At 42.3% G+C, this 13,504-nt stretch carries 12 protein-coding genes, 1 other RNA gene and 2 pseudogenes; 10 read left to right on the top strand and 5 right to left on the bottom strand.

The window, feature by feature from the left end:
• Window positions 1-183 (top strand): annotated as a pseudogene (locus F897_RS17460) (IS30 family transposase); the annotation flags it as partial.
• Between the two features lie 8 nt (window positions 184-191).
• Here the strand turns inward: F897_RS17460 and F897_RS17020 are convergent.
• The 3 genes and pseudogenes from F897_RS17020 to F897_RS07510 form a co-directional block, all read right to left on the bottom strand.
• A pseudogene (locus F897_RS17020) lies at window positions 192-332 on the bottom strand (DUF378 domain-containing protein); the annotation flags it as partial.
• 397 nt (window positions 333-729) lie between these two features.
• Complete coding sequence (gene pepP, locus F897_RS07515) at window positions 730-2,064, bottom strand: Xaa-Pro aminopeptidase (RefSeq protein WP_005234749.1); 1,335 nt, start codon at window positions 2,062-2,064, stop codon at window positions 730-732.
• Window positions 2,065-2,215: 151 nt separating this feature from the next.
• On the bottom strand, window positions 2,216-2,848 hold the full coding sequence (locus tag F897_RS07510; RefSeq protein ID WP_005234747.1) for a UPF0149 family protein: 633 nt from the start codon (window positions 2,846-2,848) through the stop codon (window positions 2,216-2,218).
• A gap of 65 nt (window positions 2,849-2,913) precedes the next feature.
• On the opposite strand from F897_RS07510, the gene F897_RS07505 reads away from it, so the two are divergent.
• From F897_RS07505 to lon, 5 genes are all read left to right on the top strand, one after another.
• On the top strand, window positions 2,914-3,471 hold the full coding sequence (locus F897_RS07505; protein ID WP_004782884.1) for a hypothetical protein: 558 nt from the start codon (window positions 2,914-2,916) through the stop codon (window positions 3,469-3,471).
• Window positions 3,468-3,755, top strand: coding sequence for a cell division protein ZapA (locus F897_RS07500; protein ID WP_005234746.1), 288 nt, complete (start codon window positions 3,468-3,470; stop codon window positions 3,753-3,755). Before F897_RS07505 ends, F897_RS07500 begins: the two co-directional genes overlap by 4 nt.
• Before the next feature lie 97 nt (window positions 3,756-3,852).
• Window positions 3,853-4,037: non-coding RNA, 6S RNA (ssrS, locus tag F897_RS17015), on the top strand.
• A gap of 289 nt (window positions 4,038-4,326) precedes the next feature.
• Complete coding sequence (locus F897_RS07495) at window positions 4,327-4,908, top strand: 5-formyltetrahydrofolate cyclo-ligase (protein ID WP_034581137.1); 582 nt, start codon at window positions 4,327-4,329, stop codon at window positions 4,906-4,908.
• A 147-nt stretch (window positions 4,909-5,055) separates the two neighbouring features.
• Window positions 5,056-7,482, top strand: coding sequence for an endopeptidase La (lon, locus tag F897_RS07490; RefSeq protein WP_005234742.1), 2,427 nt, complete (start codon window positions 5,056-5,058; stop codon window positions 7,480-7,482).
• Window positions 7,483-7,547: 65 nt separating this feature from the next.
• On the opposite strand, the gene F897_RS07485 is transcribed toward lon, so the two are convergent.
• Complete coding sequence (locus tag F897_RS07485) at window positions 7,548-8,507, bottom strand: M28 family peptidase (RefSeq protein WP_005234740.1); 960 nt, start codon at window positions 8,505-8,507, stop codon at window positions 7,548-7,550.
• 155 nt (window positions 8,508-8,662) lie between these two features.
• On the opposite strand from F897_RS07485, the gene rlmH reads away from it, so the two are divergent.
• The 3 genes from rlmH (at window position 8,663) to F897_RS07470 (ending at window position 10,950) form a co-directional block, all read left to right on the top strand.
• A complete protein-coding gene (rlmH, locus tag F897_RS07480) occupies window positions 8,663-9,145 on the top strand; it encodes a 23S rRNA (pseudouridine(1915)-N(3))-methyltransferase RlmH (RefSeq protein ID WP_005234734.1) in 483 nt (160 codons plus the stop codon).
• 106 nt (window positions 9,146-9,251) lie between these two features.
• A complete protein-coding gene (locus F897_RS07475; protein ID WP_005234731.1) occupies window positions 9,252-10,028 on the top strand; it encodes a DODA-type extradiol aromatic ring-opening family dioxygenase in 777 nt (258 codons plus the stop codon).
• Window positions 10,029-10,167: 139 nt separating this feature from the next.
• Complete coding sequence (locus tag F897_RS07470; RefSeq protein WP_005234727.1) at window positions 10,168-10,950, top strand: META and DUF4377 domain-containing protein; 783 nt, start codon at window positions 10,168-10,170, stop codon at window positions 10,948-10,950.
• Window positions 10,951-11,021: 71 nt separating this feature from the next.
• On the opposite strand, the gene gdhA is transcribed toward F897_RS07470, so the two are convergent.
• Entirely contained in the window at window positions 11,022-12,365 is a 1,344-nt protein-coding gene (gene gdhA, locus F897_RS07465; protein ID WP_005234715.1) for an NADP-specific glutamate dehydrogenase, read from the bottom strand.
• A 347-nt stretch (window positions 12,366-12,712) separates the two neighbouring features.
• Here gdhA and F897_RS07460 point away from each other — a divergent pair, with 347 nt between their 5' ends.
• Complete coding sequence (locus F897_RS07460) at window positions 12,713-13,504, top strand: RnfABCDGE type electron transport complex subunit B (RefSeq protein ID WP_005234714.1); 792 nt, start codon at window positions 12,713-12,715, stop codon at window positions 13,502-13,504.

Below are 13,504 nucleotides of genomic sequence, written 5' to 3'. Positions count from 1 at the left end.
ATTAGGCAATATTTACCTAAAGGGATTGATTTAAATCAGGCAGATCAGCATTATTTAAATCAAGTTGCCATGTCACTGAATACTCGTCCTAGAAAGGCGTTAGATTGGCTTACACCATTAGAGAAATTTGCTCAGCTTGTTGATTATCATATGGCTTTTGAAACTGTCGCACCTCATGTTTGAATTCGCCCATAAATAATTCGAGATAGTGCGCTCATTTCACCAAAGATGGCAGCGACTAAATCAAAGTTAAACGCACCAACCAGACCCCAGTTGATGCCACCAATAATCGCTAAAGCATAAGCAATCCAGTCAAGCGTATTTAGTCTCATCATTTTTCTCCTGCTCTTCTTTGAGTTTATTTAAGGAACAGGTCAAGTATGAGAACGAAATCGGAATTAATATGTTGCTTTGATGCTAAAAACTCAATTGCTGTGTTGAATTCCTGTCATCTTATAATTCTCAATTTTAACAAAATTAATTTTATTTGAATAAGTCGCGATTAACGTAAGTAAATGTCTTGCTTGTTTCTCGATAGTATCTTTGTTCTATCTAGCTATTGGATAACTTATTTCTAAGAAAATAATTTACATTTTCTTAAAATTTTATAAATACTCATTTTAATATCAATAGATTAGAAAAATTAATGTCTTCAATAAGTCAATTTTTAGCTTTTTCCTATAAAGATAAAAAAGCAGATGCGATCATCGACTTTTTTATATCTTTTATTTAAGCAGCACGTGCTTGAGCCATTAAGGCTTCAATATCTTCCACAGTTTTCACTACTTTTGCAGTTAGCACTAGTGGGCCATTTTTGGTAGCAACCACATCATCTTCAATCCGGATTCCGATGCCACGCCATTTCGCATCCACAGTTTCATCATCTGGCGCAATGTAAAGACCTGGCTCAACGGTCACGACCATACCTTCTTCATATGCACGCCATTCACCGTTGGCTTTATATGTACCTACATCATGTACATCCATACCGAGCCAATGCCCAGTACCGTGCATATAGAACTGGCGGAAACTTTCAGTCTGGATAATTTCTTCAAGTTCCCCTTGCATAATCCCCAGATCAAGTAAACCTTGAACCAGAATGCGAACCGCCACATTATGCGGCTCTTTATAAGAATTCCCGATTTGAACAGCATTGATCGCAGCAATCTGTGCATCCAGTACGACATTATATAAAGCTTTTTGTTCCGGGCTGAATTTACCATTTACCGGGAACGTACGGGTAATGTCTGATGCATAAAACTGATATTCACAGGCAGCATCAATCAGAACCAGATCACCATCCTTCAGCTCTTTATCATTTTCCACATAATGCAGAATACAGGCATTTTCACCGCCACCGACAATACTGTTATAGGATGGTACACAGCCATTTTTACCAAAGATATAATTCAATTCAGCTTCTAAAGCATATTCCATCATGCCTGGACGAACTTTCTGCATAGCCAGTGTATGGGCTTCTGCAGAAATATCCGATGCAAGCTGCATGAGTTCAATTTCATTTTCATCTTTATGCAGACGCATTTCATCAACGATACGATTCAGCTGCATGATCTGTGCCGGTGCAGAAGTACCACGGCGGCTTTCACCACTGGCTGTTGCAATCCATTTAGCTACACGTGCATCAAATTCGGCATTGTGCCCAATCCGGTAGAAAAGCTTGTCTTTGTTCTGAAGCTTGGTGAGGATTTCCTCATCCAGTAGATCAATCGCATAAGCTTCGTCCGCTTCATAATCATCAACGGCGCCATCCACTCCGGCACGGTAGCCATTCCAGATTTCCATTTCACGATCACGTTCGCGGCAGAACAGACTATAGGTATAGCCTTCTTCTTCCGTATCAAAAGTTTCAATGACTGCAACTGCTTCAGGCTCAGCAAATCCGGTCAGGTAAAAGAAACTGCTGTCCGCACGATATTTATAATCTGCATCACGGTTACGCAGGGCAACCGGGCTGGTGGCAATAATCGCGATGCTACGTAATCCTATTTCCCCTGCGAGGATGTCACGACGTTCCTGAAAATCGGCTTGAGTCAGTTTCTTCATTACACCTTACTTCTTATCAATTGCTACTGTTATTTAAAATTTGATTCTGAAAACGGGTCAGATCAATTTACTATCATCTTCATGAGAAGACTCAGCAAAAAATATGCCGGTTTCAGAAACGTTTTTAATTTGTGTCTAAAACCGCTTGAACTTAACTCGGACGTTTCGGCGAGAAAATTTCAACTACAGATTGCGCTTCAGTTGCAGAAGCTGGAGCTGGAGCTTTTTGCGTGAATTTCTGCAATAAAGGTGTTTCCTCAACCTCTACTTTCTTACGACCGACGGACAGGCTTACTGGAATCAGACGAACAAACTCATACAACTCCTGATAACTTTCTTCACCCTCGGCATCGTCATCAGAGTTTTCAAATTCAACTGCTGCAACATCTTGTAAATGTTCAATCAGTTCCATTTCATCATTGCGGATATGACCTGAAGCCAGACCAAAACCAAGCACTACGCCTGCACACCAGTCAGCCAGAGCCTGAACGCGTTCTGCCAAGCTATGCTCATCATCTGGTAGTAATGGCAGATAATCCAGCGCATCTTCAGACAGCGCATGAAAGATGTCTTCTGCCTCACCTGTTAACAATTCTAATGCTTCAGGATTCAGTTCAGGGACATCTAGCGTTTCTAAAATCTGTACCCATTCATCACTTGTAGGTGCCTGAGTGACACAGACAATTCCAGTAAGCAAACCATGCAGTTCGCTTGGGCTAGAAATTTCTTCAATTGAAGAAAAATTGCGGTACCATTCTGACCAACCTGAAATATCGTCTTGCATTCGTTTATCCAATCTCTATACTGCTTTATATATTACCTTTGTTTGCAACACTGTGCGACCTCGATATGTTAGAAGAATTACAGCGTCTACAAGTGCATATTGGCGTTTTAAAAACGCGACTTGCACAACTTGAAAGTGAGAATACCAGTTTACGGGAGAAGCAAGAGGCTTCAAGCGTGCAACATGAAACTCAAATTGAACAAAAAAATAGCTTTATTGCGCAAAAACAACAAGAAATCCAGAACCTCAATCAGCAACTGACAGAATCACGTAATCAGTTTCAGCATTTAAACCAGGATGCTACAGCACTGGCAGATCGTTATAGCCGTCTGGAAAAAAGTTGCACTGATCTAAAGAACCGTTTTCAGGAAATTCTGGCTGAACGTAATGAATTGCGCGTGCTGAAAGAAAAGTTATTGCTGGAACAGCGTCATGCCCAGCAGGAAATTCAGCGCCTGAATCAGGAATCTGAACGTCTTACCCAGAAAAATGAAAATGCCAAAGCTAAAGTTGAAGCCATTATTCAACGTCTGGCGATTTTGGGAACAGCCCAAGATCAAAATGCACAGGAAATTCAGCAATTGGCCCATCCTACTGAAGTGACTGAGGAAGCTTCATCATGAGTGAACAAATCGCAATCGACTTAAAGGTATTGGGTCACAGTTTCCGTCTGGCCTCCACTGCGGATCAGCAGGATGAACTACAACGTGCAGCGCAATTACTCAATGAAAAATACGATGAATTTCGCCGTAAAGCCCCTCGTATGGAACCAAGTAAACTGATCATTATGGTGGCACTGGAACTGATGCAGGAAGTATTGACGATGAATAAATCCCTGCAACAATATGCGCACTGCGAACGTTTGTTACAAACTATTTTGGAAGAAGTTGAAGAACTAACTGAATAATCGAGTTTTTTGTATAAACTTCGGTCGTTCGACTAACCTATTTACAGTTCACGAACAGCATAGAGTTGCCACATCAGCATTATCGTTTATACTTAGTCTAACTCTGAGATGTTCGCCAGCGGGTCAGATTCCCCTGAGCCGATATTTAAATCTTAGGATTGAGTTCTGCATATTTAGAGTGTATGCCCATCCGGTATGGGAAACCCAGCAAGTATGCGTCTCGTCCACCTTGAACTTTAGGGTTCAAGGGTAATGACATGCAGCGGCATCCTCGGAGTGCTTCTATTTTTCTCAAAATATTTCATCATTTATCTTCTCTTATAAATATCAAATTTATTGCATTTTTCCTGGTTTAGCGTCCTGTATCCGTATCTTTTTTCGTCTTTTAAAAAGTTACCTGGATCTAAGCACAGATCGATTAATTCATCATAAATGTTTCATTATTTTTAAAATTCAATCAAAAATTCATACAGATGCCTATAATACTCGCTATGTTGCTACCCTCTATTTAAGTTATGGCATTTTATTAATCTAATGCCCTAAAATCTTGAAGACTATATTTATGACGATGATGAATCTTTCCGAACTTCGCAAACAGCTACGTAAACAACGCCGTCAACTCTCTCGATTTATCCAGAAACAGACTCAACAACGTATCCTGAATATGATTCGGACTTTGCCAGAATTTCATGCGAGCAAGTTTGTGGGGGTTTATCTGGATGCTTTTGGTGAGGTTCGGACTCAGGCGCTGATTGAATACTGCTTTAAGCATCATAAACGGGTTTATCTCCCGAATATTTGCAATATGAACCAGCAGCTCACATGGGTAGAAATCAGCCAGAATCAATATCGTTCTCAGCGTTTTGCTCATCATCGGTTGGGAATGCGTGAACCCATGGCTACACGGGGGCTGCATGTCTCAAAACTGGATCTTTTAGTTATGCCACTATTAGTCTGTGATCAATATGGTACCCGGATTGGTATGGGTGGTGGCTATTATGATCGTACGCTGGCAACAGCAGCGCGTCGCCCTTTTCGTCTTGGACTGGCGCATGACTTTCAGCGTGTGTCACAACCTTTAGTCCGAGAAGTATGGGATCAGCCTTTAGACGCCCTGCTTACGCCTACACTTTTACAACGTTTTAAGCGTTAAATGATGTATTTCCAAATACATAAGTACTTTAAAATCAAATAATTATTCATTTTTTATACAATTTATTCGCTATAGCCCTTGTAATTTTTAAATTACCCATCACTATTAAAAACATGGCAACACCGTTGTCACTCATTAGGAGTGCCCATGTCTGAAATTATTATGAATCAAGAAACCTTAGAGCCTCAGGTTCCAAGTGTATTACCACTTTTGGCGCTACGTGATGTGGTGGTGTACCCACACATGCAAATTGCGCTATTTGTCGGTCGTGAAAAATCGATCAATGCAGTTGATGTGGCTCGTAACAGTGACAATCTAGTATTTGTAGTTGCGCAAAAAGATTCGCTTACAGAAGAAATTGATCACGACAACTTATATCAATACGGTACTGTCGCGAAAATTGTGCAAGTTGTGAATCACGAAAATGATGAAAACTGTATTAAAGTCCTGATTGAAGGACTGTATCGTGCCAAGCTCAAAACCATCATTGATGAAAATGAGTATTTGACTGCTGAGCATGAACTTAGCCCAATGACTGTATCAGTCGATGAAACAACTCAAGCTACGCGCTTACAGGAGCTGCGTGCCCTGTTCGCTCAGTATGCTGAAGCAAAACTTCGTAATGCTCGTGAGCTGATTGCAGCGGCGAATAAAATCGAAGACTTGCTGCAACTGTTATTCTTCGTAGCGACCCGTGTTCCTCTGAATATCGAAGTGAAACAGAAATTCCTCGAATACGACGAGTTCGATGCACATTTAACTGAGTTAATGACTTATTTATTGCAACAGTCTGAAGAACAGCAGATTGAACAGACTTTGCATGACTCGGTTAAACGTCAAATGGAAAAAAACCAGCGCGAATACTTCCTGAATGAAAAAATGAAAGTCATTCAGCGCGAGCTTTCCGATATGAATGGCGGTGCAGAAGATGACGTTGCGGAAATCGAAAAACGTCTGGCTGAAGCTGATCTGCCTGAGCATGTGCGTAAGAAAGCGGAATCTGAGTTCCGTAAACTCAAAGCGATGCAACCAGCTTCTAGCGAAGCTGCGGTAGTTCGCAACTATCTGGAAGTGATTCTGGATACGCCATGGAACAAAGCCAGCAAAGTTAGCATTAACCTGAACAAAGCTCAGGAGATCTTGGATGCCGATCACTATGGTCTGGACGATGTCAAAGACCGTATTGTGGAATATCTGGCAGTTCAGTCTCGCGTGAAAAAATTACGCGGTCCAATCCTGTGTCTGGTCGGTCCTCCGGGTGTAGGTAAAACTTCACTAGGTGAGTCTATTGCCAAAGCGACTGGCCGTGAGTTTGTCCGTATGGCTCTCGGTGGTGTACGTGATGAAGCTGAAATCCGTGGTCACCGTCGTACCTACATTGGTGCGATGCCAGGTAAGATCGTGCAGTCATTGACCAAAGTTGGCGTGAAAAACCCGCTGTTCCTGCTCGATGAGATCGACAAGATGGCTCAAGATTACCGTGGTGATCCAGCTTCTGCGATGCTTGAAGTACTTGATCCATCACAGAACAACAAGTTCAACGATCACTATCTTGATCTTGACCTTGACCTGTCAGAAGTGATGTTCATCTGTACTGCCAATAGCATGAATATCCCAGAGGCCCTGCTGGACCGTATGGAAGTGATCCGTCTGCCTGGTTATACCGAAGAAGAGAAAGTTAACATTGCTGACCGTTACCTTGTTCCTAAAGCAATCAAGAACAATGGTTTACGTACTAAAGAGTTGACTGTGCATGAAGAAGCGATTCGTGACATCGTGCGTCGTTATACGCGTGAAGCCGGTGTTCGTAACCTTGAACGTGAAGTATCTAAAATTGCACGTAAGGTAGTGAAAGAAGCGGTTAGCAAGAAAGCTAAAAATCTTCAGGTTGAAGTGAATGCTGGTAATCTTCCAGATTACTTGGGTCCACACAAATTCGACTACGGTATGGCGGAAGAAGAAGCCCAAATCGGCCGCGTAAATGGCTTGGCTTGGACTTCAGTGGGTGGTGAGTTACTGACTATTGAAGTTGCAGCAGTACCTGGTAAAGGGAAATTCATTACTACCGGTTCACTTGGCGATGTAATGAAAGAATCGATTACCGCTGCCATGACTGTCGTTCGTACCCGTGCGGCTGAGTTAGGTATCGAAGCATCTCGCTTTGAAGAAACTGATGTGCACGTGCATTTACCAGAAGGTGCGACTCCGAAAGATGGTCCATCTGCAGGCTTGGCCCTGACGACTGCTCTAGTATCTGCATTCACCGGTATTGCGATTCGCCCAGATATTGCGATGACAGGTGAAACCAGCTTGAGTGGCCGTGCAATGCGTATCGGTGGTTTGAAAGAGAAGCTGCTTGCTGCGCACCGTGGTGGCATTAAACTGGTGTTCATTCCACAGGAAAACGTTCGCGACCTTGCGGAAATTCCTGAGAATGTAAAAGAAGGCTTAGAAATCAAAGCTGTGAAATCGATTGATGAGATTTTACCTCTGGCTTTGATCGATATGCCGAAAGCACTGGTCAAACCACCAATTGTGAAAGCGAGCGAAGAAGCTAAAGCTGCACGTCATTAAGACCTAAAGGCTTTGAAAAACACCCTGCTCTGGCAGGGTGTTTTTGTATCCAAACGAAGATAATTTTAAAGACGAATCACCATATCGACCAAACCATTCACGACCTGAGCCATCTTGGTCAGATCCAGTTTATCTAAGGTATCCTGCTCGGTATTGTAGTAAGGATTACGATAATGCGCTGTGTCTGTAATCAGCATAGTTGAATAGTTAAACTTGGCATAATTCAAATAGCCAGAAAAATTCATGTCCTGAGCAAATGCCGGACTAATAAAACGCTGACAGTCCAGACGCTTGAAACGTTGCATGGACGTGCAGTAATCTCCTGTCAAACCGGCTGATGCCAAATGTCCAATCGCAGCAATGAAGTTACCATGCCGTGGATAGATCCATTTCAAACCTGTCGGATAGGTCTGCACCAGATTTTCATTATAATAGCCAATAGAATCCAGAATAATGACACCTTTCACTTTTTGCTTCTGGGCCTTTAATGCTTTGGCATGTAGATAGCTTCCCATATGTTCAGTCTTGAAATAGGGTGGCTCCTCTAGTGTATAAAAAGCGAACTCAATATTATGTTTGAGTTTTGACTTTTGTAAGGCCAGTAGTCGAGCTGTTTCCAGTACCCCTGCTACACCAGAAGCATTGTTATCTGCTCCATACAAGTCACTAAAGACATCATAATGCGCGCCAATAACCAGTTTGGTTTTGGCTTTGGCATTCAGTTGACACACCACATTTCTATAGCTTAGGCTATTTACAATATAGTTTTGAAATTGGCATGGAATACCCAGCAGACGCATCTGTTCTTTGAGCCATGCGGATACTCGATTCAATTCACTGGTATTTTTAAAATTCCGGTATTCATCAACACTAATAATCTGTTTGATAAACAGTCCCAGATGTTCTGGCTGAGCCTGTTTGGAGGAAAAATTTGCAGGCGCAGCAAAGCTCATGCCTGAACTGGTTAAACCGAGAATAATTAGTAGAAAAGTACAATATCTTTTAATAATGAGACTGGTCCGCATTTCTTATTATCCATTCCTTTATTATCAAGCGGATACTTGAATCATGGATATTAAAGCAACATTAAATTCATGATTTCAATTTCAATTTGTTTCCCTAGCTCAACTTCGTGTTGTTTGATCGTTATAATGAAGTATCTAATTATTGATCCAGTTCCATGAAAATCCGTATCTTAACCATTGGTCAGAAAATGCCAGCTTGGGTGCTGACAGGCTTTGAAGACTATTTCACACGTATCCAGCCTTTTGTACAAACTCAGGTGGTTGAATTGCCCATGGCGAAACGGGGCAAAAATGATTCTGAAGCCGATATTCTGAAATACCGGAATATTGAAGGTGACAGTATTTTAAATGCCTTAAAACAGAATGAAGTCCTGATTGCACTAGAAGTCGGTGGCCGTGAGTTTAGTACGGAAAAACTGGCTGAAACTATGAAAGGCTGGATGCTGGAAGGTCATGATATTGCTTTGGCGATTGGTGGGCCAGATGGCCATTCTGAAGCAGTCCGAAAAGCAGCAGCCTGGCATTGGTCGTTGTCTAAACTCACCTTGCCACATCCGCTAGTCCGTGTAATGCTGATTGAACAACTGTATCGTGCCATGAGCATTAACCATAATCATCCTTATCACCGTGCAGGCTGATTTGTTGATGCGTTCTGATTATGCAACGTTTTGTTGAACAATCACCCCTGCCTTTACTTCCCTTTTTATTGCATGATTAAAACATTGAATTAATGTGGTTTGACTTATGAACTTACAGACTTTGCCCGGCTTATTTATTTCTCATGGTTCTCCCATGCTCGCGCTCAATCCTGAGCAGGTTGGCCCGGCATTGCATCGTTTAAGCCTGAATCTGCCACGTCCAACTGCCATTATTGTTATGTCGGCACATTGGGAAAGTGAAGCTCTGGAAGTCAATACAGGTATTCGTCCTGAAACTTGGCATGACTTCCGTGGCTTTCCACCTGAATTGTATGAGTTACGCTACCCAGCTCCCGGCAATCCAGAGCTGGCTGAGCAAGTCTTGGGCTTATTGGCCAATGCCGGTCTCTCTGCACATGCCAACAGCACCCGTCCGCGTGATCATGGCGTCTGGATGCCGCTATTACATATGTATCCAGAAGCAGATATCCCAGTAGTTGAAATTTCTTTGCCGATGTCGATGAGTGCAGAAGAGATTTACAAGATTGGCCAGACTTTGTCGCCACTTCGTGAGCAGCAGGTTTTCCTGATCGGGTCAGGGAGCATTACCCATAATTTGCGTGAATTGTCCTGGCAGGGAAATAGCGATGAAGTTCCGGAATGGGCATCCACCTTCCGAAACTATGTGGCCAATAAATTAACCCATAGTGATTTTGATGCCGTTCTGGACTGGCAGTCTATTCCTCAGCTAAAACGTAATCACCCAACACTGGAACACTTTGCTCCACTGTTCTTTGCTATGGGTACTGGCAACCGTTTCAGCATCGTACACAGCAGTTTTACGATGGGCGCTTTGGGGATGGATATCTACCGTTTTGACTAACCGATAGCTCCGCTTATTTAAAATCCGACTTTTTAATATGGATACATATTTTTAGCAAAAGCTACGATTTGTATCCATATTTTTTGTTAATCTCTTGATTATAATCATGTTGAAACTTTAGTACATAGAATATAAACCAATGAAATTAAGTATTTTTGCGCTTGCCCTACTCCCTTTGGCTTTAACTGCATGTCAATCTTCTCATCTTCCTGTCACTTCAGGAGATCTGGCTATTTCTACTCTATCTACTACATTAAAAACGCCTACAAAAATTTTGCCCGCTTATACTTGGGAACTTGATCGTGGGCTGCAACGCCCGATTGTTCTGAGCTTTGATCAGCAAGGCAGACTGAGTGTCGCTTCTGGCTGTAATGGCCTTGGCACGAGCTGGACTGTTAAAGATAATACCCTGAGTACGGGTGACATGATGGGCACCATGATGGCATGTGATGCACCATTAATGAAACAGGAACGTTTTATCAGCCAGCTTCTGCAAAAGCGTGATATTCCGTTTAGTCTGGATCTAAGTGATGCCAATCAGCCGAAACTGAGTATTACTGCAGCTGATAGTCAAAAATATGTCTTTACCGGAAAAATGACACCGGAAACCAAATACCAAGGTCAGGCAGAAACCATTTTCCTAGAAGTTTCACCGCAGACTAAAGCCTGTACGGGTGTAGCTCAACAAACCTGCTTGCAAGTAAAAGAAATCAAATATGATGAAAAAGGCTTAAAGACTCAGGTCGATAAAGACTGGGCTTTATTCTATGATCAAATTGAAGGTTTTCAGCATACACCGAATGAGCTTCAGATTATTCGGGTCAAACGTTATGAAATTAAAAATCCGGCAGCTGACCAGTCTAAATATGCCTATGTATTCGACATGACCGTACAGCGTGAAGCAGTCAAAGGCACTCTATAACGATAAAATCGCAATATAAAAAAACCGAGGCATTCACCTCGGTTTTTTTTCAAGCTTAAACTCAGTCAGACTTAGAATACGCCTTGAGAAAGCATTGCATCAGCAACTTTTACGAAGCCAGCGATGTTTGCGCCATCTACATAGTTCACGGTACCGTCTTCTTTCGTACCGAATTTTACGCAGTTGCGGTGAATTTCTTTCATGATTGCGTGTAAGCGCTCGTCAACTTCTTCGAAAGTCCAGCCTAAACGCAATGCGTTTTGAGACATTTCAAGACCAGAAGTTGCTACACCACCGGCGTTAGATGCTTTACCTGGAGCATAAAGGATTTTCGCTTCAACGAATTTCTCAACTGCTTCAAGTGTAGAAGGCATGTTTGCGCCTTCAGCAACACAGATTACGCCGTTTGCAAGAAGAGCTGCTGCATCATTCGCATCAAGTTCGTTTTGAGTCGCACATGGAAGCGCAATATCACATTTGATACCCCAAGGACGTTGACCTTCAAGGTATTCAAAACCGTGTTTAGACGCGAATTCAGAGATACGGCCACGTTTAATGTTTTTCAGTTCCATTATTTCAACAAGAAGTTCTTCAGTGAAACCGTCTTTAACGTGAACAGTACCCGCAGAGTCAGATAGAGAAACAACTTTAGCACCCAAGAACATTGCTTTTTCAGCAGCGTACTGCGCAACGTTACCAGAACCAGAGATTGTTACCACTTTATCTTTAAAGCTTTCGCCACGAGTTTTCAGCATTTCTTCAGCGAAATACACTGTACCATAACCAGTTGCTTCTGGACGAGCTAGAGAACCACCGAAAGTCAGGCCTTTACCAGTGAATACACATGAAGTGTCATTGCTGAGTTTTTTCATCATACCAGCCATGTAGCCAACTTCACGGCCGCCCACACCGATATCACCCGCTGGGATATCTGTATTAGAACCAAGATGACGATAAAGCTCGATGATTAACGCTTGGCAGAAACGCATGATTTCGCCTTCTGATTTGCCTTTAGGGTCAAAATCAGAACCGCCTTTACCACCGCCCATAGGCAATGTAGTCAGGGCATTTTTGAAAGTTTGCTCGAAACCGAGGAATTTCAAAATAGAAAGGTTCACTGACGGGTGGAAACGCATACCACCTTTAAATGGACCAATCGCTGAGTTGTACTGTACGCGGAACGCACGGTTAACCTGTGTTTGACCTTGGTCATCTACCCAAGCAACACGGAACTGGATCGCACGCTCAGGTTCAACTAGACGTTCTAGTAAACCATGTGCTGCGTATTGTGGATTCTTTTCAATGAATGGCCACAAACTGGTCATCACTTCTTCTACAGCTTGAAGAAATTCGGGTTGATGTGCATCACGTGATTTTACGTAATCTAGGAACTCATTAAGTGTGTTGTATTTCAACGCTTAATCCTCAGCAGAAAATGGATCAAAATTGGTCAAATTTACAATCAATGTTAAATTTTGGCGCAAAATATTAAATATCTTTTGTAACTAATCTACAATACTTTTTTGAAAAATAGTTTAAATTTAATTTGATAACAATTATTTATATTGATTATGAATATTTTTTCTGTGTGCTTAAATACCAACTGAATCAATGCTTAATTGTTAATTTATGCCTAATAATAATGCACAAAGTGACCCTTAATCGTGCATAACTTAGTTCCTTAAAAACATGTTAAAATCATTAAATTGACATATTTTGTTTCATTCACTCTAAGGCTCAGCCCGAGCAGCCTAGGTTATTCATGAATTCGCAGATCTCTCTAGTCCAGTCTATTGATGCTTTATTGCCTCAAACCCAGTGCGGTTTATGTGGTCATCGTGATGGCTGCTTGCCCTATGCTCAGTCCATTGTTGAGGGCGAAGATGCCAATAAATGTGTACCGGGTGGACAGCCCGTCGCTGATGCTCTGGCAGCATTGTTAAATCGTTCTAAACTGTCCGCTGAAGAAAGCGTCTGGCCAATTCAGGCGGATGGTCGTCCTCAGCGCATGAAAGCCATCATCCGTGAAGATGAATGCATTGGCTGTACCAAATGCATCAGTGCTTGCCCGGTCGATGCGATCATTGGCTCAGGCAAATTGATGCATACTGTGCTCACTGACTTGTGTACCGGCTGTGAACTCTGCATTCCGCCCTGCCCGGTAGACTGTATTGATCTGGTCGAAGATCTTCAGCCTTTGCCAACTGAAGCTCAGCGTATTGCTGAACAGGATGATTTGCGTAAACGTTACTATGCGCATATTCAACGTGAAGAAAAACGCCGAATTGACCGTAAAGGTCCAGTGGTTCGTGCAGAAATTAATACAGCCCTATTTGCCCAGTTCTCTGCTCAGGTCGATCAGGTTCCTGTCATTGAAATCGTGAAAAAACCAGCAGATGAAGTGGTTACACTTGATGCCAAAACCACGATTGAGCTTGCTAAATTACGCACACAAATCAAAAAGTTAGAAAAACAGCTTTCTGTTCGTGAGGATGCACGCAAACGTCTGCAACTTGAAGAACTGACGCAGCAATTACAGGCTTTACAGGGATAA

The organism is Acinetobacter variabilis, assembly GCF_000369625.1.
GTDB classification, from domain to species: Bacteria; Pseudomonadota; Gammaproteobacteria; order Pseudomonadales; family Moraxellaceae; genus Acinetobacter; species Acinetobacter variabilis.
This window is presented reverse-complemented; position numbering and strand designations above follow the sequence as displayed.

Bases quoted from the DNA above. Each gene is read 5' to 3' on its own strand.
- F897_RS07460 (WP_005234714.1), top strand. From the start codon at position 12,713: ATGAATTCGCAGATCTCTCTAGTCCAGTCTATTGATGCTTTATTGCCT.
- lon (WP_005234742.1), top strand. From the start codon at position 5,056: ATGTCTGAAATTATTATGAATCAAGAAACCTTAGAGCCTCAGGTTCCA.
- F897_RS07500 (WP_005234746.1), top strand. From the start codon at position 3,468: ATGAGTGAACAAATCGCAATCGACTTAAAGGTATTGGGTCACAGTTTC.
- F897_RS07505 (WP_004782884.1), top strand. From the start codon at position 2,914: ATGTTAGAAGAATTACAGCGTCTACAAGTGCATATTGGCGTTTTAAAA.
- F897_RS07485 (WP_005234740.1), bottom strand. From the start codon at position 8,507: ATGCGGACCAGTCTCATTATTAAAAGATATTGTACTTTTCTACTAATT.
- F897_RS07470 (WP_005234727.1), top strand. From the start codon at position 10,168: ATGAAATTAAGTATTTTTGCGCTTGCCCTACTCCCTTTGGCTTTAACT.
- F897_RS07475 (WP_005234731.1), top strand. From the start codon at position 9,252: ATGAACTTACAGACTTTGCCCGGCTTATTTATTTCTCATGGTTCTCCC.
- F897_RS07495 (WP_034581137.1), top strand. From the start codon at position 4,327: ATGAATCTTTCCGAACTTCGCAAACAGCTACGTAAACAACGCCGTCAA.
- pepP (WP_005234749.1), bottom strand. From the start codon at position 2,064: ATGAAGAAACTGACTCAAGCCGATTTTCAGGAACGTCGTGACATCCTC.
- F897_RS07510 (WP_005234747.1), bottom strand. From the start codon at position 2,848: ATGCAAGACGATATTTCAGGTTGGTCAGAATGGTACCGCAATTTTTCT.
- rlmH (WP_005234734.1), top strand. From the start codon at position 8,663: ATGAAAATCCGTATCTTAACCATTGGTCAGAAAATGCCAGCTTGGGTG.